Origin of the sequence: Tritonibacter scottomollicae (assembly GCF_003003215.1) — a bacterium.
Classification (GTDB): Bacteria; Pseudomonadota; Alphaproteobacteria; order Rhodobacterales; family Rhodobacteraceae; genus Epibacterium; species Epibacterium scottomollicae.
Window position 1 is genome coordinate 96117 of record NZ_PVUF01000001.1, and the last position, 17187, is coordinate 113303.

Genomic DNA, 17187 nt, shown 5'->3' on the forward strand with positions numbered 1-17187 from the left:
CTCCCTTAAATTTCGCCCCTCAGGTCAAAAGCGTGATCCCTGTCAGTATGACCCCGGCAATAAACAATGTTTCGACAATCAAGAGCGCGATGGCAGCACCGCCGACAGAAAGCACCTGCTTGAGGTTGCTCTTCATGCCGACGGCGGCAATGGCGATCAGCAACAGCCAACGCGAGCAGGCGCTGAGGAAATCGCTCAGCGCGGGCGGAATGAGACCGAAGGAATTGAGTGCGGCCAGCGCGATGAAGGCGATGACGAACCCGGGCAGCAGCGGGGGTTGCTTGCCATCCGACGGTGCCTCTAACCGGCTGCGGATCATCAAGGAGGCCACCAGCACCACCGGCGCCAGCATCGACACGCGGATCAGCTTGACCAACGTGGCAGTGTCGCCGGTCTCCTCGGAGATCGAGAACCCCGCGCCGACCACCTGCGCCACATCGTGGATAGTTCCGCCGAGGAAAACTCCGGCCTGGATGTGGTCGAACTCCATGAACCGGGCAAGGATCGGGTAGGCGATCATCGCCACAGTCGACAGGACGGTGACGCCCATGACGGTGAAGATCAGCCGCTGTTCGCTGCGTTCGTCGCGCGGCAGGATCGCGGCGATCGCCATCGCTGCCGACGCGCCGCAGATCGCCACGGACCCGGCTGTCAGCAGGGCAAAGCGCCAGCCGTGGCCGAAGAACCGCGCGATCAGGAGGCCAAAGCCGATGGTGGCCACCACGCCGCCCGCGGTGAGCAGAATCAGCGGCAGGCCAAGGCCCGCCAGCACCATCATCGACACCCGCACGCCCAGTAGCGCCACGCCGAGCCTGAGCAGCGTTCGTGCCGAGAACGCCACGCCGGGCACCGTGCGCCCCTCTTCGCCAAGAAAGCTGACCGCGATCCCCAGAAGCAGCGCCAACAACATCGCAGGGGTCGCGTAATGCTCTGCCAGAAACTGTGCGGTGACCGCGACGATGATCGAAACTGCCACGCCGGGAAAAAGCGCCTTCGCGGTGATACGAAAGGTCTGGATCGTGGAAGACAGGCGGGCAGGCAGGAGGGTGTCGGTCAAGGGATGGCCTTCGGGATGTGATGTGCGCAAGCACAGGCAGGGAATTGGTGTATCATTTGTGTAGCAATTTGCGCCGCCCTCGCAAGGTGAAACAATTGGCTAATTTACCTGCCATAAGTGGTAGTTCTGTTCTGCGTTTTTGAAAAGAGGAGGACATTTGTTTCGCCTCTCATTGGGTGTCAGCGATCAATGCGCGCGCGTGCATGGCGATCTGGCGTTCCTCTTCTGCGGGCACGATCCAGGCGGAGGGCTGACTGTCTGCGGAGGTCAGGCAGGCGGCGTTTTCGGCATTGCGGTGCGGGTCCGGGATGCAGCCGAGCCATGAGAACCCGGCAAGGATACGCGCCCGGATGGCGTCGGCGTTTTCTCCGATACCGCCGGTAAAGGCGATGGCGTCACAGCCGCCCATGGCTCCGATCAGGCTGTGTCCATGCCGGATCGCCCAATAGCAGAAATGCGCGATGGCAAAGCGTGCCTCCGGGGTGTCGGCCTCCTCCAGCGCGCGCATGTCGGACAGCCCGCCGGACAATCCCGCAAGGCCGGATTTGCTGTTCAGCAGGGTTCTGGTCTGTGTGAGGCCGATCTCCTCCACCAGTCGCAGGGTCGCATTGGCGTCCAGCGTACCCACCCGCGTGCCCATCGTCAGGCCTTCGAGTGGGGAATAGCCCATGGTGGTGGCCACTGACTGACCGTTCTCAATGGCGCAGATGGAGGCGCCATTGCCGAGGTGAAAGGCCAGCAGTCGTGTGGGCAGTGGCGTGCCGGAGATCTCCGGCAGGCGACGACACAGCGCGGCATAGGACAGCCCGTGAAATCCGTAGCGGCGCAGCCCCAGCGCCTCGGCCTCGGGCGGCAGGGCGTATCGTTGTGCCACCTCCGGCGCAGTGGCGTGAAAGGCGGTGTCGAAACTGGCATATTGCGGCACTTCGGGCGCGAGATGGTCGAGGGCATCAATCGCGGACAGCGCATGTGGGTTGTGCAAAGGGGCCAGTGGCACGCAGGCGGCAATCTGCGCGCGGATCTCCGGTGTGATACGTGTCGGGGCAGTCAATTGCGTGCCGCCATGGACCACGCGGTGGGCGACCGCGCGCAGCGCTTCAGGGCCGATGCCGTCGTGTGCCAGCCGCGCTAGCACCGCCGACAGCGCATGGCGATGATCGGGCAGGGCCACGGCTTCGCCTTCAGCGCCAATGCGCAGCTGGCCGGCACCGCCGATGCCATCAGCGACACCGCTGAGCCGTTCTTGCAGCTGCGCATCGAAGACCGCGAATTTCACCGACGACGAGCCGGTGTTCAGCACCAGAATATCCGATGGCGCGGTCATAGCGCCACCTTCAGAATGTTCAGCGCTGCAAGCGTGGCCAACAGGATCACCACCTTGCGCCGGAACCCGGCCGGATTCGCGCGCGTAAACCCCTGGCTGCCAAGCCAGACCCCTGCGCCGAGAATGGGAAAGGCCATCAGCGCCGCCACTGCCGTCTCGTCAGTGACCAGCCCGTGCGCCGACATGGTGGGTAGCGCCATCAGGTCGATGCCGGTCAGAAACACGATCATGGTGGCACGAAAGCTGGCGGGGCTCATCGCCTGCGCCGACAGGAACGCCGCCGTGGGCAACCCGCCGACCCCGGCGGCATTGGCGGTGCCGGAGATCACGCCGACCCCGGTGTGACCCAGCGCGCCGATGGGGCGTTTGAGCTGCCAGCCGCTGAGCAGGATCAGGCTGAGCAACAGGATCAGAGCGGAGACCGCCAGCCGCGCCTGCACGGGATCAAGTCGCGCCATGATCGCCACGGCGGGGACGACCGCCAGCGCCGCGCCCAACAACAGCGCGCCTGCCCGGCGCCAGTCCACATGGGCGCGGATGCCGCGCGCCTGAAAGGCAGTCATGGCGATTTCGCAGGAAAACACCACCGGAATCAGCGGCAGCGGGTTGGTGGTCAGCGCCGCCAAGACGATGAAGATGGCGGAAAAGCCAAAGCCGGAATAGCCCCGGATCGCCGCCGCGCCAAACAGCGCGACCGCAAGGAACAGGCCCTGTCCAGTGGTCAAGTCAAAGGGCAGGACCAGAGTCATTGGCGTCAGGCGCCTTCCTGCGGGCGCATGTCATCGGCGGAAATGCCCGCGACCTCAACCGGGTTCTTCATCGCATCGCGACGGAACGGCTCGCCCAGCTCCTGATTGATCAGCGCCTCGATCAGGGTGGTGATGCCGTTCTTCTGGTCCTCGATGGCCTGATGCAGGGCGGAGGTCAGCTCGTCCATGCTGCGGGCGACAACGCCCTTGAGGCCGCAGGCATTGGCGATCCCGGCGTAGGTGACCTTGGTGTCCAGCTCGGTGCCGACAAAGTTGTCGTCGAACCACAGGGTGGAGTTTCGTTTCTCCGCGCCCCATTGGTAGTTGCGGAACACCACCTGGGTGATCGCGGGCCATTCCTCGCGACCGATCGCCGTCAGTTCGTTGACCGCGATGCCGAATGCACCGTCACCGGCAAAGCCCACCACCGGCGTGTCCGGGCAGCCGATCTTGGCCCCCATGATGGCGGGCAGGCCGTAGCCGCAGGGGCCAAAAAGACCCGGTGCGAGGTATTTGCGCCCTGCCTCAAACGACGGGTAGGCGTTGCCGATAGCGCAGTTGTTGCCGATGTCGGACGAGATGATCGCCTCTTTCGGCAGGGCGGACTGGATCGCGCGCCAGGCCATGCGCGGGCTCATCCAGTCGGGCTTGTCGGCGCGGGCGCGCTGGTTCCAGCTGGTGCCGGGATCGTCGTCCTCGTGATCCATCGAGGCCAGCTGCTGTGCCCAGCGGGATTTGGTCTCGGCGATCTTGGCCTTGCGGGCGTCGCGACCGGCGTCGCCCGCAGTCTCGGACAATTGGCCCAGGATGCCGGTGGCCACCTTGGCTGCATCGCCGATGATGCCGACCGAGACGGTCTTGGTCAGGCCGATACGGTCCGGGTTGATGTCGACCTGGATGATCTTGGCCTCCGCGGGCCAATAGTCCATGCCATAGCCCGGAAGGGTGGAGAACGGGTTGAGCCGGGTGCCGAGGCAGAGCACCACATCGGCCTCCTTGATGAGGTCCATGCCCGCCTTGGAGCCGTTATAGCCCAGAGGACCGGCAAACAGCGGGTGCGAGCCGGGGAAGGCGTCGTTGTGCTGGTAGCCGACGCAGACCGGCGCATCGAGCCGTTCCGCCAGCGCCATGGAGGCGTCGATGCCGCCCTTGGACAGCACCACACCGGCGCCGTTCAGGATCACCGGGTTATTGGCGTTCGACAGCAGCTCGGCGGCTTGCGCAAGAGCGCCTTCGCCGCCGGAGGGGCGTTCAAATTCGACGATGGCGGGCATCACCACGTCGATCACCTGGGTCCACATATCGCGTGGGATGTTCAGCTGTGCCGGGGCGGAGGCGCGCTTGGCCTGCATAATGACGCGGTTCAGAACTTCGCACACGCGGGACGGGTCGCGAACCTCTTCCTGATAGGCCACCATGTCCTCGAACAGTTTCATCTGCTCGACCTCCTGGAACCCACCCTGACCGATGGTCTTGTTGGCGGCCTGCGGGGTGACCAGCAAGAGCGGCGTGTGGTTCCAATAGGCGGTTTTGACGGCGGTGACGAAATTGGTGATGCCGGGGCCGTTCTGGGCGATCATCATCGACATCTTGCCCGTCGCCCGCGTGTAGCCATCCGCCATCATGCCGGCGCTGCCTTCATGGGCGCAGTCCCAGAAGGTTATCCCGGCCTTGGGGAAGAGGTCGGAGATCGGCATCATGGCAGAGCCGATGATGCCAAAGGCGTGTTCGATGCCATGCATCTGCAGAGTTTTGACAAAGGCTTCTTCGGTGGTCATGCGCATGATGCGGTCTCCCGTTTGCCCGGCGGTCCGATGCGGCCGGCGCTGATCGTCTTTATTCCGGTTTAGGCGGCGCTTGAGGGTGACGTTAGGGCCAGTTCTCCGGTGCCGTAGCTCCAGCGGCTGGTCTGCCCGGGATCGGGGCTGAGCAAAGGCGTGATCGCGGGGGGCTCCCGCCCGTCCTCCATGGTCCTGGCGGACCATATCGTCCCGTTGGGCCCGGCGCCGCGCTTTGCGCGGCGCCGGGCCCAACCCTGAGCGGTGCATCTGTGATGCGCCTTCGAAGGGGCGGGAGCGCCCCCCTTGCCCGGGTACTCACGGGCGGGCGTTGCGGATTGCCTCTGCCACATGGGCCACCCCTTGCGGGATGCGCTCGCTGGCGATGGAGGAATAGCCGAGCCGGTAGAAATTATGTCGCCGGGTCTCGGTAGAGAAGAAGGGCGCGCCGGGTTCGATGATCACGCTGTTGGCGCGCAGGTCTTCGGCGGCGCGGCCCATGTCGACATGCGCTGGCGCCTGCATCCACAGCGACGAGCCACCGTAGAGGCTGCGGTTTGCAGGGATTAAGCCGTGGCTGGAGATCGCCTCCTCCAGCACCGCGCGCCGTTCCTGCAGCACCCGCGCCATGCGGCGGATCTGCGCGTCGTAGTGACCCAGTGATAGGAAATAGGCCACCGTGCGCTGGATATGACCGGGCGGGTGGCGCAGCACATTGGCTCGCAGCGCGCGGGCCTGACGGATGAAGGGCTCCGACCCCACGAGATAGCCCAGCCGCAGCCCCGGAAACAGCGATTTCGAGAAGCTGCCGAGGTAGATCACCCGCCCGTCGCTGTCGATCGACTTGAGCGCGGGCGAGGGCGGCGCGCGAAAGGACATCTCGAACTCGTAGTCATCCTCGACCACGATGGCGTCGATCTCCTTGGCGCGGCTCAGCAGCGCCTTGCGTCGCGCCATCGGCATGGTGGCCGTGGTCGGGCTCTGATGGCTGGGAGTGGTGAAGACCACATCCGTGTCCGCCGCGATCTGTTCCGGCGGCAGGCCGTCGCTGTCCACCCCAATCACATCCAGCGCGCAGCCGGTGTGGCCCAGCTGGTCGCGCAGGGTGTAGTAGCTGGGATCCTCGATCGCCGCCTTTCGCCCCTGCTGCAATAGCAACTGGACCACGATCCAGAGCGCGTTTTGCGCCCCCAGCGTGATCAGGATTTCCTCCGGGCGGGCGATGATGCCGCGGCGCGGCAGGGTGTGGCGGGCGATATATTCGATCAGCAGCGGGTCGTCCTGATCGAAGTAGTCGCCGGTCATGGCGGCAAAATCCTTTTGCCCCAGTGCCCGCAGCGCACAAAGCCGCCAGTTGGCATGGTCGAACAGCGTGGCATCCGCCTGCCCGTAGATGAACGGATAGCGGTAGCTGCGCCAATCCTTGGGCTTGCGCGGGGTGTCGCCACCGGTGAACTGGCGGGTGATGGTGCCGGCCCAATCGACCGTTTCCTGCCCCTTTTCGGTCGGCGAAAAGGAGGGCGGCACCGGAGCGGTTCCGGAGACAAAAAAGCCCGACCGTCCCCGCGCGGTCAGGTAGTCATTGGCCACAAGTTCCGTGTAGGCCAGCGTCACGGTGATGCGGCTGACCCCGAGATGGGCGGCCAGCTTGCGCGAGGAGGGCAGCTTTTCTTCGGCGCGGAACCGACCCGAGAGGATGCCGGCGGCGATCATCTCCTGGATCTGCGCCTGCAGCGTGCCCTGTGCGTCCGGGTTGAGGAAAAAGGTTTCGACGGAAATAGCCATCGCCAGAGCCTATTCTGGACTTATGTGCAAAGCAATCTGGACCGTGCGGATGCGGGCAGGTTTTTGCGTCGGCGCCAATTCCTGCCGCAAAGACAGCGGGGTAGGCGGGCAGACCTGCGCGGTATGGATTGCCGCTTGCGACACGCTTCATAAAACCATAAAACTAGTTTTATCGAATCGAATGGGGAGATCCGACATGGATCCATCACTTGCCGCGCAGGGATTTTCTGCGATGGGGTCCGAGGCCCGCCTGGAGGTGCTGCGTGTCCTGGTGCGCGCCGGGGAAGCCGGGTTGACGGTCGGAGAGATCCGCGACCGCACGGGCATCGCCGCCTCGACATTGGCGCATCACCTGAAATTCCTCGCCGCCGCCGATGTGGTGGCGCAGGAAAAAGCCGGGCGCAGCACTATTTGCCGCGCCAATTTCACACATCTCGAACGCCTTGCGGGCTTCATCCTCAGCGAATGCTGTCAGGATGCGGATGCAGGGGTTGCCGGAAAGGTTGCCAACGATGGCTGATACATCTGTTTCACAACGTCCGGCACGCATCGCCTGGAGCTGGCTGCAAAGCCCCTGGACCATCGGCGCGCTGATCCTGCTGGCGGTGGCGGTGCTGGACATGGCGAATTTCGTCCCCGTGCTGAGCTTTGCCGCCGCTGCACTGCTGTCGACCTCGAAGTACATTCTCTTTGCGGTGACACTGCTGGCCTATCTCAAGGCCACCGGGGCCGAGGCGCTGGTGGCGCGGGCCTTTGTCGGGCGCGAAACACGGATGATCTTCTTTGCCGCGCTCCTGGGCGGGCTGGCGCCGTTCTGTTCCTGCGAGGTCATCCCCTTCATCGCCGGGCTTCTGGCGCTGGGCGCACCGCTGGCGGCGGTGATGGCATTTTGGCTGTCCTCGCCCCTGATCGACCCGCCGACGCTGCTGATTACCGCTGCGGCGCTGGGCTGGCCCTTTGCGATCGCCAAGGCAGTGAGCGCGGTGGCGCTGGGCCTGTTTGGCGGCTTCATCATAAAGGCGCTGCGCAGTGGTGGGCTGTTTGCCCAGCCGTTGAAAAAAGCGCCGGTCAAAAGCTGCTGCGGCAGTGGCACGCCCAAGATTGAGCAGCAGCCCAACTGGAGGTTCTGGCAGGAAGAGGATCGCCGTGCGACCTTCCGCAAGGAGTTCATTGAGAACGGGCTGTTCCTGCTGAAATGGTTGGCCTTTGCCTATGTGCTCGAGGCGCTGCTGGTGACTTACGTGCGCCCCGAGTGGATTGCTTCGCTGGTGGGGGGCGAGGGCATCGTGCCGATCGCCACGGCCGCGTTGGTGGGCATGCCGGCCTATCTGAACTCCTATGTCGCGCCGCCGCTGCTGGCGGGGCTGATGACCCAAGGCATGAGTGCTGGCGCGGCGCTGGCCTTCATGGTGGCGGGCGCGGTCAGCTCGATCCCGGCGATGGCGGCGGTTTGGTCACTGGTGAAACCGCGGGTGTTTGCGATGTATCTGGGGCTTGGGGTCTCCGGCGCGATCCTGTCGGGCGTGGTGTTCCAGATGATCTGACGGGACGGCTCGGCGGAATACTCCCGCCGACTCACGATGCACGCGTGCGTGCAGCATGAGTCGTTGGGCCGCGCGCCTTCGGCGCAGGAGCTGCTGAGATGGCTCTGAGGGGCAGGTCTGCCCATCAGAGCCGTTTTCCATTTTGGGAGGGGAAAGCGCGTCAAGGACAAGCCGCCCGAACGGGCGGGGCTTGTCGGCCTCCCTGACCCGCATGTGCTGTTAGCGGGCTGCCATATGGGCAAGGTTGGCGCGCACCATGGGCCATTCGGCGGCGGTGATCGAATAGACGGCGGTGTCGCGGAGGGTGCCATTGGGCAGGATGCTATGCGCCCGCAGAATGCCGTCGAGCTTTGCGCCAAGGCGTTCGATGGCGGCGCGGCTCTGGCGGTTCAGCACATGGGTGCGAAACTCCACCGCGATGGCGTCCTTTGTGTCAAACGCATGGGAAAGCATCAGCTGTTTGATCGCGGTGTTGAGGCCGGTGCGCTGCACTGATTTTCGATACCAGGTGGAGCCGATCTCTGCCCGGTGATTGGCCTGGTCGATGTTCATGAAGGTGGTCATGCCCACCGCGCGGTTTGATGCGTCGAGGATGGCGAAGGGGACCATGCTGCCCGCCTGCTGCAAGGCCAGACGGCGGCGGATTTCGGCCGCGACCCCGTCGGGCGCGGGTACGGCGGTGTACCAGAGGCGATGAAGCTCGCCATCGGCTGCGGCCTCGGCCAGATCCGGCGCATGATCGTGGGACAGGGGGACGAGGCTTGCGATCTCGCTCTGCAATTCGGTCGGGGTCATCCACATGGGCCTGGCCTTTCGGAAAATTGTCTCTCCCGTCCAGATGCAGAAAAGGTGGCCCCGTCTAAAGGGCCACCTTTTGCAATTCTTGCTGGACCAATTGGGGTGGTCAGCCAAAAACAGTCGTCAGCGCCTTGTCCACAGCATCGGTGATCTGGTCGATGTCGTCGGCGGTGGCGATCAGCGCGGGGGAGAAACACAGCGTGTTGTTGCGCCCCGGCACCGAGCGGTTGGTGACGCCGATGATCACCCCGTGGTTGCCGCATTCGGCCACCACTTTTTGGGCCAGCGTCTCGTCCACCGGCTCCTTGCTGTCGCGATCCGAGACCAGCTCGACGCCGAGGAACAGCCCCTTGCCGCGGACATCGCCGATAACCGCGTGTTTTTCCTGCAAGGCCTGCAGGTTGGACATCATGCGCGCGCCCATGGCGGTGCAGTTTTCCAGCAGGTTCTCGTCCTCGATGATGCGCATGTTCTCCAGCGCCGCCGCCGGGCCTGCGGTGCAGCCGCCAAAGGTGGAGATGTCGCGGAAATAGTTCATCTTGTCCGACGGGTCGTCCTTGAACAGGTCAAAGACCTCCTCGGTGGCGACCATGCAGGCGATGGCCGCGTAGCCGGAGGCGACGCCCTTGGCCATGGTCACGAAGTCGGGCTTGATGCCGTAATGCTGGTAGCCGAACCAATGGGTGCCGGTGCGACCGATGCCGCAGACCACTTCGTCGATGTGCAGCAGCACGTCATATTGCTTGCAGATCTCCTGCACACGCGGCCAATAGCCCTCGGGCGCCTCGATTACGCCACCGCCTGCGGTGACCGGCTCCAGGCAGAGCGCACCGACCGTGTCCGGGCCTTCACGCAGGATGACCTCCTCGATCAGGTTGGCGGCGGCGATGCCGAACGCCTCACCGGACAGATGTTCCAGCCCCAGCTCGTGCTTGCGGTATTCCATGCAATGCGGCACGCGCACAAAGTCCGGCGCGAAGGGGCCGTATTGCGCGTTGCGCTCGTCCTGACCGCCCGCGGACATCGCCGCCAGAGTGGAGCCGTGGTAATCACGGTCGCGGTAGAGGATCTTGGTTTTCTTGCCACCATACTTCTTGTGCGCGATCTGGCGCACCATCTTGAAGGCTTTCTCGTTCGCTTCCGAGCCGGAGTTGCAATAATAGACCCGCGACATGCCGGGCATCTTTTCGATCAGCTTCTCAGCATAGAGCGCGCCGGGGACCGACCCCGCTGCTTGTGCGAAATAGCACATCTTCATCATCTGATCGTAGACCGCCTTGCAGATGCTTTCGCGGCCATAGCCCACGTTGACGGTCCAGACCGCGCCGGACACCGCATCGAGCCATTCCTTGCCGTTCTGATCCCAGACGCGCATGCCCTTGCCCTCGACAATGATGCGCGGATCGGAGGATTCAAACGGCTTGTGCTGTACCAGATGGTGCCAGACATGCGCCTTGTCGGCGTCGATCACATGGCTGAGGTCGTTATCGGTGAACGTGCCGTGCATGACATGTTCCTTTCATTCTGGAAAAGCGGTGAGAATCGTCCGGCTGGCGGACACACTCTGTCCTTGAACAGCAAAGGACAATTCCGCCATTTGGAATAGGTCCAGTTGACCCTGAGGTTTGAGGCCACAGGTCCGGGCTGCAATTGTGATAGGGATGATGAGTGGGAAAGAACGTTTGTGCTGCGCTGTGCTGCTTGAGCACATACGTGCGAAGGGTCACAGTCGGTGTGACACACAGGGGCTCTGGCGATGATGACCGGCTGGGGCAGATCGGTAAGAGGGCCGGAACGATGGTGGAATTCACGATGATGGTCGCCCCGAACGGGGCGCGAAGGGGCAAGGGGGATCATCCCGCGCTGCCGGTGACAACGGCTGAGATCGCCGAGACCGCGCGGGCCTGCCATGTGCTTGGCGCGCAGGCTCTACACCTGCATGTGCGGGACGGTGAGGGCGTGCATTCGCTGGATGCCGGGCGCTACCGCGCGGCCATCACGGCTGTAGCGGAGACCGCGCCCACCATGGGCGTGCAGATCACCACCGAAAGCGCTGGTCTTTTTGACGTGCCCGCACAACTGGCCTGCCTCGAGACGCTGCGCCCGGCGGCGGCGTCTGTATCGGTGCGCGAGATGGCACGCGATGCCGGACTGGCGGCGCGGGTCTATGCGCTTTGTGCCGAGGCGGGCACTGAGGTGCAGCACATCCTCTATTCACCCGCCTGCGTGGCGCAGCTCAAGGCATGGTATAAGGACGGAACTGTGCCGCTGCAGATGCGTGACGCGATCTTGGTGCTTGGCCAATATGCCACCGGCCAGCCCGCACGCCCCGCGATGCTGCCTGCGTTTCTGAAGGAGATCGCGCCGTTACAGCTGAGGTGGACCCTCTGTGCCTTTGGCCCCGAGGAACATGCCTGCCTGCTGGCCGCCATCACGGCGGGAGGACAGGTCAGGATCGGCTTTGAAAACAGCCTTGGCGCACAGGATTCCGCGCCATGGGCGGACAATGCCGCCTCGGTCGCGGTTTTCCTCAACCTGGCAGAGGCGCAGGGTCATCGCCTTGTTCCACTGGCCGCTACCCCGGACACAACCCTGCGAGATTTCTCATGAGCCATGTCTTTCCCCGTCACAGCACATCCGACCTGCCCACCGCCGTCGCGGGCGAGGGCTGCTACCTCATTGACGCCAATGGCAAACGCTACTTTGATGGCTCTGGCGGCGCGGCGGTCTCCTGTCTGGGGCATTCCGATGCTGCGGTGATCGAAGCGGTCAAGGCGCAGGTTGAGACGCTGGCCTTCGCTCACACCGGATTTATGACATCGCAGCCGGCAGAGGCTTTGGCGGATCTGTTGATCTCCAACGCGCCCGGCACGCTGGACCGGGTCTATTTTGTCTCCGGCGGGTCGGAGGCCACGGAGGCGGCGATCAAGCTTGCCCGCCAGTATCATCTCGAACGGGGGGAGCCGCAGCGCCGTCATCTGATTGCGCGGCGGCAGAGCTATCATGGCAACACGCTTGGTGCGCTGGCGGCGGGGGGCAATGCGTGGCGACGGCAGCAATTTGATCCGCTGCTGATCGGTGTGTCGCATATCGCGCCCTGTTATGAATATGTGGACCGCACCGAGGGCGAGAGCCGCTTTGACTACGGTCAACGGGTTGCCAATGAACTGGAGGCAGAAATCCTGCGGCTGGGGCCGGAGACGGTCATGGCCTTCATGGCGGAACCGGTGGTCGGGGCGACCCTGGGTGCGGTGCCGGCGGTCGACGGCTATTTCAAGCGTATCCGCGAGATCTGCGATCAATACGGCGTGTTGCTGATCTTGGATGAGGTGATGTGTGGCATGGGACGCACCGGGCACCTGTTTGCCTGCGAGGCGGATGGGGTCGCGCCAGATATCCTCTGCATCGCCAAGGGGCTTGGCGCGGGCTACCAGCCCATCGGGGCGATGCTGTGTTCGGCGGAGATCTACGATGCCATCGCGAGTGGCTCGGGGTTCTTCCAGCATGGTCACACCTATATCGGTCATCCGGTGGCGACTGCGGCAGGGCTGGCGGTGGTGACCCAGATGCAGGAACGCGATCTGGTTGCCCGCTGCGCCCGCATGGGTGAGGTGCTGCAGGCGGCTCTGGTCGACCGGTTTGGTCAGCACCCGCATGTTGGGGATATCCGGGGCCGCGGCCTGTTCCGTGGTTTGGAACTGGTGGCGGACCGCGACGACAAAACCCCGTTTGATCCTGCGCGGGGCTTGGCCGCGCGTGTGAAAAATGCAGCGCTGGAAGCCGGTTTGATCTGTTATCCGATGGCTGGCACGCGGGATGGTCGCAACGGGGATCATATCCTCCTGGCGCCGCCGTTCATTCTCAGTGAGGCGCAGGTCGGCGAATTGACCGATAAGCTGTCAGATGCGCTTGGTCGGGCCTTGTCAGCAGGGTGAGGCCATTGTGCGACCTCTGAGCAGGGAGGGCCAAGTACGCAGGTGAAGGCAGGGCTGGATTGTACTTGCAACGCTGGCAACCATTGCACCTTGGCGGGCCTTGGTTTCAATATGCGGCCAAAGCGGAATGCGCCACCGGTCACGGTCGGGGCGAGAGCAAAAGGACGATGATCATGAGCCAATATTCACAAACGCCCGGAGCCAATATTGCAGAGGTGATCTGTGATCTGCGCAGCGACACCGTGACCCGCCCGGATGCCGCCATGCGCGCGGCGATGGCGGCAGCAGAGGTCGGTGATGACGTTTATGGCGAGGATCCAAACGTCAATCGGCTGGAGGCAGCTCTGGCCGAACGCTCCGGCAAGGAGGCGGCGCTGTTCCTGCCCACCGGCACCCAGAGCAACCTTGTCGCCCTGCTGGCCCATTGCGGGCGCGGCGAGGAGATCCTCACCGGGCGCGGCTATCATGTCTACAAATACGAGGCCGGCGGCGCCTCGGCGCTGGGCGGGATCGTGCTGGATCCTCTTGGAGTGTCCGAGGATGGCGGTCTGCGCCCGGCGGATATTGCAGCGGCGGTGAAAGAAGATGATTCCCATCATCCGATCACCCGTCTGCTGTCGCTGGAAAACACCCACAACGGCAAGGCGGTGTCTCTGGCGCGGCTGGATGAGTGCATCGCACCGGCGCGGGCTGCCGGGCTGTCGGTGCATCTGGACGGTGCGCGGGTGTTCAACGCGGCGACAGCATTGGGCTGTGAGCTGACGGAGATCGCCGGGCGCTTTGATACGGTCTCGATCTGTCTCTCGAAAGGGCTGGGCGCTCCGGTGGGCTCGGTTCTGGTGGGGCCTGCGGATCTGATCGACCGGGCCCGCCGCTGGCGCAAGATGGTCGGCGGCGGCATGCGGCAGGCCGGTGTTCTGGCCGCAGCAGGGCTGCATGCGTTGGACCATAACGTGGCGCGACTTGCCGAAGACCATGCCCGGGCCGAGGCCCTGGCCTCCGCCCTGCGCGACCTCGGGGCAGGATCTGTGGAGCAGGATACCAACATGGTGTTCTTCACGCCCGCAACGGGCGAGAATGCCGCGCTTGGCATGGCGCTGGCCAAACAGGGCGTTGTGATCTCCGCCGGGGGCACGGGGGCAATCCGCATGGTGCTGCACAAGGATGTCACCGACGACGGGTTTGCCGCCACTCTTGCAGGGCTGAAGGCGCATCTCAGCTGAGGTTTTGCGAGCTGTGATGGGGAGGGGCTCCCGCCCCCGGTTGATGCAGCACAGCTGCCCCGCCCGGCGTTGGGCCGGGCGCCGCGCCTGTGGCGCGGCGCGCATCGCGTGCCCCTTGGGCACGCGATGCCACCCCCAAGGAGGTGAGATCGCCAGATCGAAAACGCGCGGGAGCGTCTCCTCAGCCTGAGCCACATACGGCCCGGGGGCAGTTGCCTAGATTTCCTTGCGCGCCCTGAGGGCTGCGGAAATCGTTCCGTCATCGAGGTAGTCCAGCTCGCCGCCGATCGGCACGCCCTGCGCCAGCGAGGTCAGCTTCACCCGTCCTTCCAGCTGGTCGACGATGTAATGCGCCGTGGTCTGACCGTCGATGGTGGCATTGAGCGCCAGGATCACCTCGCTCACCGCTTCGGTTGCCACCCTGTCCACCAGCCGCGGGATGCGCAGATCTTCCGGCCCCACCGCGTCCAGCGCCGAGAGCGTGCCGCCCAGTACGTGATAGCGGCCCTTGAACACACCGGCGCGCTCCATAGCCCAGAGATCGGCCACATCCTCCACCACGCACAGCTCGCCATTGGCGCGGGTCTCATCCTCGCAGAGCGCACAGATGTCGCTGGTGCCCACATTGCCGCAGTTCAGACACTCGCGCGCGGTCTCCGCCACCCGGCTCATGGCGTCTGCCAGCGGTGTCAGCACCAGCGCGCGCTTGCGGATCAGATGCAGCACCGCGCGCCGGGCGGAACGCGGTCCCAGCCCCGGCATCTTTGCCATCAGGGCGATCAACGCCTCGATATCACTCACGTCATGCTCGGCCATGGAATTGTCCTGTTCTTCTTATGTTCGAGTAGGGTGCATCATCGGCCAAAGTGCAAGCTCCATGTCGCATGCGCCCCGCGGATCACATGGGTCTATCACATGAAAAAAGGCGACCCAAAGGCCGCCTTTCGTTCGTCTGAGCGCAGCGGATCAGAACGGCAGCTTCATGTCCTTGGGCAGGCCGAGGCCTTCGGACAGCTTGGTCATCTCATCCTGCGCGCGTTCGGCCGCCTTGGCCTGCGCGTCCTTCACCGCGGCGAGGATCAGGTCCTCGACCACTTCCTTGTCGTCGCCGTTGAAGATCGACGGGTCGATGTCGAGCGATTTCAGATCGCCCTTCGCGGATGCGGTTGCCTTCACAAGGCCCGCGCCCGCTTCGCCCACCACCATGATGTTATGCAGCTCGTCTTGCATTTCACCCATCTTGGATTGCATTTCCTGGGCTTTTTTCATCATCCCGGCCATATCGCCGAGGCCACCTAGGCCTTTGAACATATCCTATCACTCCTGATGTCAGGTCTGCCCTGTTAGATACGTGCGCCACCCCGCGCAGGCAAGGGCAAAGCCCAAATGCAGGCTGCAAACCGCAGTCCAATTGGGCCGGTTCAGCTCATGGGCGTGCGAAACCGGCTGCGATACGCCCCGGGGGTGAGGCCGGTGATGGATCTGAAGGCGCGGGCAAAGGCCGGCACATCGCGGTAGCCCACGTCCCAGGCGATCTGGGCGATGCTGGCCTGGCTGCGCTCCAGCGCGCCGCGTGCCTTCTCCACGCGCAACGCTTGCAGGTAGCTCGCGGGCGGGGTGCCGGTGGCGGCAGTGAACCGCCGCACGAAGGAGCGTTCCGACAGGCCGGCCACAGTCGCCAGCACTGGTACCGTGAGCGCGATGCCAAACTGTTGATCCATATGCCGCTGCGCCAGCAGCACCGCCGCGTCCCCGTGCTGACGGGGTGGGGCGAAGGTGGAATAGGCCCGTTGTTCCCGCCCGCCGGGGTCGACCAGCAGATGCCGCGCCAGACGCGAGACCATCTCGGCCCCGTACCAGCGTCCGGTCAGATGCAGGCCGAGGTCGGTCCAGGCCATCAATCCGCCAGCGGTGATCACGTCGTGGTCGTCCACGAGGATATGCTCCGGTGCGAGGCGCACATCCGGGAAGCATTGGCGAAACTCCTCCTCCAGCGCCCAATGGGTGGTCGTGGGGCGCTGGGACAGAAGCCCCGCCTGACCCAGCCAGAATGCCCCCGCGCAGACCGAACAGGCCAGCGCCCCCTGCGCGTGCTGGTGCACGGCCCAGGCGACCAGCGGATGATCGGGCACGGGCCGTGTGCCTTCGATGGAGGGGGCGAATACGAAAGCCGCCACTGGCGCCTGCGGCAGCGCGTCCGGTCCAAGAACGCGCACATCCAGCGGTGTGCATGTGGGATCCAGTCTTGGAACCAGCGCAAAGAGATCCTGCAGTCCCCAGAGCGCCGCGCGCTGCGCACCGGGCGCGTCCAGCAGGATGATCGGCAGGTTTGGCGTATTCTGCATAGTGTTAGGCATATGCGCCAAGTGCAGCGGCAGTCAACCTGCGCCAATCTCGCCGGGACAGATCAGACAAAGGAGTATGACCATGCCAAGGACGGCACTGATCCTGGTGGATATCCAGAACGATTATTTCCCCGGTGGCGACTGGGAGCTGCACAAGATGGACGCGGCCAGCGCCAATGCGGCGCGCCTGCTGGAGGCGGCACGGGTGAACGGTGACCCTGTGGTGCACATCCGGCACGAGAACCCATCGTCCGAGGCGCCGTTTTTCCGTCCTGGCACGCCGGGCGCTGAAATCCATGCCTCAGTTGCGCCCATCGAGGGCGAATTGGTGCTGACCAAGCACCGGCCCAACAGCTTTTATGAGACGGGTCTGCTGGAGCTGCTCCGCGAGGCCGGGGTGGAGGCCGTTACCCTCTGCGGTGCGATGAGCCAGATGTGCATCGACGCCACCGCCCGGGCAGCGGCGGATCTTGGATTTTCGGTGACCGTGGTCGAGGATGCCTGCGCCGCTCGCGCCATGGAGTTTGGTGGTGTGGCGGTTCCGGCAGAACAGGTGCATGCCGCGTTCATGGCTCCCCTGGCGATGAGCTATGCGACGGTCACGCAGACAGCCGCCCACCTCGCATAGGGCGAGCAGACCGCGGCTGCC

16 protein-coding genes are annotated in these 17187 nt (G+C 64.4%); 6 read left to right on the forward strand and 10 right to left on the reverse strand.

Annotated features, from left to right (window positions below):
• Window positions 1–19: 19 nt before the first annotated feature.
• The 5 genes from CLV89_RS00495 to pdxR all read right to left on the reverse strand — a co-directional run bounded on the left by CLV89_RS00495 (window position 20) and on the right by pdxR (window position 6693).
• Window positions 20–1030 carry a YeiH family protein gene (locus CLV89_RS00495; RefSeq protein ID WP_106162288.1) on the reverse strand — a complete coding sequence of 337 codons (1011 nt, stop codon included), beginning with the start codon at window positions 1028–1030 and terminating at the stop codon, window positions 20–22.
• Window positions 1031–1226: 196 nt separating this feature from the next.
• Window positions 1227–2381 (reverse strand): acetate/propionate family kinase, encoded by a 1155-nt coding sequence (locus tag CLV89_RS00500; RefSeq protein WP_106161469.1) that lies wholly within the window; start codon window positions 2379–2381, stop codon window positions 1227–1229.
• A complete protein-coding gene (locus CLV89_RS00505; RefSeq protein ID WP_423837291.1) occupies window positions 2378–3124 on the reverse strand; it encodes a TSUP family transporter in 747 nt (248 codons plus the stop codon). Before CLV89_RS00505 ends, CLV89_RS00500 begins: the two co-directional genes overlap by 4 nt.
• 11 nt (window positions 3125–3135) lie before the next feature.
• Window positions 3136–4914, reverse strand: a complete 1779-nt coding sequence (xsc, locus tag CLV89_RS00510; protein WP_106161473.1) for a sulfoacetaldehyde acetyltransferase — start codon at window positions 4912–4914, stop codon at window positions 3136–3138.
• 312 nt (window positions 4915–5226) lie between these two features.
• Window positions 5227–6693: a MocR-like pyridoxine biosynthesis transcription factor PdxR gene (gene pdxR / locus CLV89_RS00515; RefSeq protein ID WP_106161475.1), complete on the reverse strand. Its 1467-nt coding sequence runs from the start codon at window positions 6691–6693 to the stop codon at window positions 5227–5229.
• 196 nt (window positions 6694–6889) lie between these two features.
• On the opposite strand from pdxR, the gene CLV89_RS00520 reads away from it, so the two are divergent.
• Both CLV89_RS00520 and CLV89_RS00525 read left to right on the forward strand, forming a co-directional pair.
• Window positions 6890–7213 carry an ArsR/SmtB family transcription factor gene (locus tag CLV89_RS00520; RefSeq protein WP_106161477.1) on the forward strand — a complete coding sequence of 108 codons (324 nt, stop codon included), beginning with the start codon at window positions 6890–6892 and terminating at the stop codon, window positions 7211–7213.
• The gene (locus CLV89_RS00525; RefSeq protein WP_106161479.1) at window positions 7206–8237 is read left to right on the forward strand and encodes a permease; all 1032 of its coding nucleotides are present in this window, start codon (window positions 7206–7208) and stop codon (window positions 8235–8237) included. Before CLV89_RS00520 ends, CLV89_RS00525 begins: the two co-directional genes overlap by 8 nt.
• A gap of 219 nt (window positions 8238–8456) precedes the next feature.
• On the opposite strand, the gene CLV89_RS00530 is transcribed toward CLV89_RS00525, so the two are convergent.
• Window positions 8457–9038 carry a GNAT family N-acetyltransferase gene (locus tag CLV89_RS00530; RefSeq protein WP_106161481.1) on the reverse strand — a complete coding sequence of 194 codons (582 nt, stop codon included), beginning with the start codon at window positions 9036–9038 and terminating at the stop codon, window positions 8457–8459.
• A gap of 103 nt (window positions 9039–9141) precedes the next feature.
• A complete protein-coding gene (locus CLV89_RS00535; protein ID WP_106161483.1) occupies window positions 9142–10542 on the reverse strand; it encodes an aminotransferase family protein in 1401 nt (466 codons plus the stop codon).
• A 290-nt stretch (window positions 10543–10832) separates the two neighbouring features.
• Between CLV89_RS00535 and CLV89_RS00540 the strand changes: the two genes are divergently transcribed.
• The 3 genes from CLV89_RS00540 to ltaE all read left to right on the forward strand — a co-directional run bounded on the left by CLV89_RS00540 (window position 10833) and on the right by ltaE (window position 14193).
• Complete coding sequence (locus tag CLV89_RS00540) at window positions 10833–11645, forward strand: beta-keto acid cleavage family enzyme (protein ID WP_106161485.1); 813 nt, start codon at window positions 10833–10835, stop codon at window positions 11643–11645.
• Window positions 11642–12970: an aspartate aminotransferase family protein gene (locus CLV89_RS00545; protein WP_106161487.1), complete on the forward strand. Its 1329-nt coding sequence runs from the start codon at window positions 11642–11644 to the stop codon at window positions 12968–12970. The genes CLV89_RS00540 and CLV89_RS00545 overlap by 4 nt, the downstream gene beginning before the upstream one ends.
• A 173-nt stretch (window positions 12971–13143) precedes the next feature.
• Window positions 13144–14193, forward strand: a complete 1050-nt coding sequence (gene ltaE, locus CLV89_RS00550) for a low-specificity L-threonine aldolase (protein WP_106162289.1) — start codon at window positions 13144–13146, stop codon at window positions 14191–14193.
• A gap of 216 nt (window positions 14194–14409) precedes the next feature.
• Here the strand turns inward: ltaE and recR are convergent, their stop codons facing one another.
• The 3 genes from recR to CLV89_RS00565 all read right to left on the reverse strand — a co-directional run bounded on the left by recR (window position 14410) and on the right by CLV89_RS00565 (window position 16538).
• Window positions 14410–15009, reverse strand: a complete 600-nt coding sequence (recR, locus tag CLV89_RS00555; RefSeq protein WP_106161489.1) for a recombination mediator RecR — start codon at window positions 15007–15009, stop codon at window positions 14410–14412.
• Window positions 15010–15159: 150 nt separating this feature from the next.
• Complete coding sequence (locus CLV89_RS00560; protein ID WP_106161491.1) at window positions 15160–15504, reverse strand: YbaB/EbfC family nucleoid-associated protein; 345 nt, start codon at window positions 15502–15504, stop codon at window positions 15160–15162.
• A gap of 110 nt (window positions 15505–15614) precedes the next feature.
• A complete protein-coding gene (locus tag CLV89_RS00565; protein WP_243394899.1) occupies window positions 15615–16538 on the reverse strand; it encodes a GlxA family transcriptional regulator in 924 nt (307 codons plus the stop codon).
• 82 nt (window positions 16539–16620) lie between these two features.
• Between CLV89_RS00565 and CLV89_RS00570 the strand changes: the two genes are divergently transcribed.
• A complete protein-coding gene (locus CLV89_RS00570) occupies window positions 16621–17166 on the forward strand; it encodes a cysteine hydrolase family protein (protein WP_106162290.1) in 546 nt (181 codons plus the stop codon).
• Window positions 17167–17187: the final 21 nt, after the last annotated feature.

Bases quoted from the DNA above. Each gene is read 5' to 3' on its own strand.
- CLV89_RS00500 (WP_106161469.1), bottom strand. From the start codon at position 2,381: ATGACCGCGCCATCGGATATTCTGGTGCTGAACACCGGCTCGTCGTCG.
- xsc (WP_106161473.1), bottom strand. From the start codon at position 4,914: ATGCGCATGACCACCGAAGAAGCCTTTGTCAAAACTCTGCAGATGCAT.
- pdxR (WP_106161475.1), bottom strand. From the start codon at position 6,693: ATGGCTATTTCCGTCGAAACCTTTTTCCTCAACCCGGACGCACAGGGC.
- CLV89_RS00520 (WP_106161477.1), top strand. From the start codon at position 6,890: ATGGATCCATCACTTGCCGCGCAGGGATTTTCTGCGATGGGGTCCGAG.
- CLV89_RS00525 (WP_106161479.1), top strand. From the start codon at position 7,206: ATGGCTGATACATCTGTTTCACAACGTCCGGCACGCATCGCCTGGAGC.
- CLV89_RS00530 (WP_106161481.1), bottom strand. From the start codon at position 9,038: ATGTGGATGACCCCGACCGAATTGCAGAGCGAGATCGCAAGCCTCGTC.
- CLV89_RS00535 (WP_106161483.1), bottom strand. From the start codon at position 10,542: ATGCACGGCACGTTCACCGATAACGACCTCAGCCATGTGATCGACGCC.
- CLV89_RS00540 (WP_106161485.1), top strand. From the start codon at position 10,833: ATGGTGGAATTCACGATGATGGTCGCCCCGAACGGGGCGCGAAGGGGC.
- CLV89_RS00545 (WP_106161487.1), top strand. From the start codon at position 11,642: ATGAGCCATGTCTTTCCCCGTCACAGCACATCCGACCTGCCCACCGCC.
- ltaE (WP_106162289.1), top strand. From the start codon at position 13,144: ATGAGCCAATATTCACAAACGCCCGGAGCCAATATTGCAGAGGTGATC.
- recR (WP_106161489.1), bottom strand. From the start codon at position 15,009: ATGGCCGAGCATGACGTGAGTGATATCGAGGCGTTGATCGCCCTGATG.
- CLV89_RS00560 (WP_106161491.1), bottom strand. From the start codon at position 15,504: ATGTTCAAAGGCCTAGGTGGCCTCGGCGATATGGCCGGGATGATGAAA.
- CLV89_RS00565 (WP_243394899.1), bottom strand. From the start codon at position 16,538: ATGCAGAATACGCCAAACCTGCCGATCATCCTGCTGGACGCGCCCGGT.
- CLV89_RS00570 (WP_106162290.1), top strand. From the start codon at position 16,621: ATGCCAAGGACGGCACTGATCCTGGTGGATATCCAGAACGATTATTTC.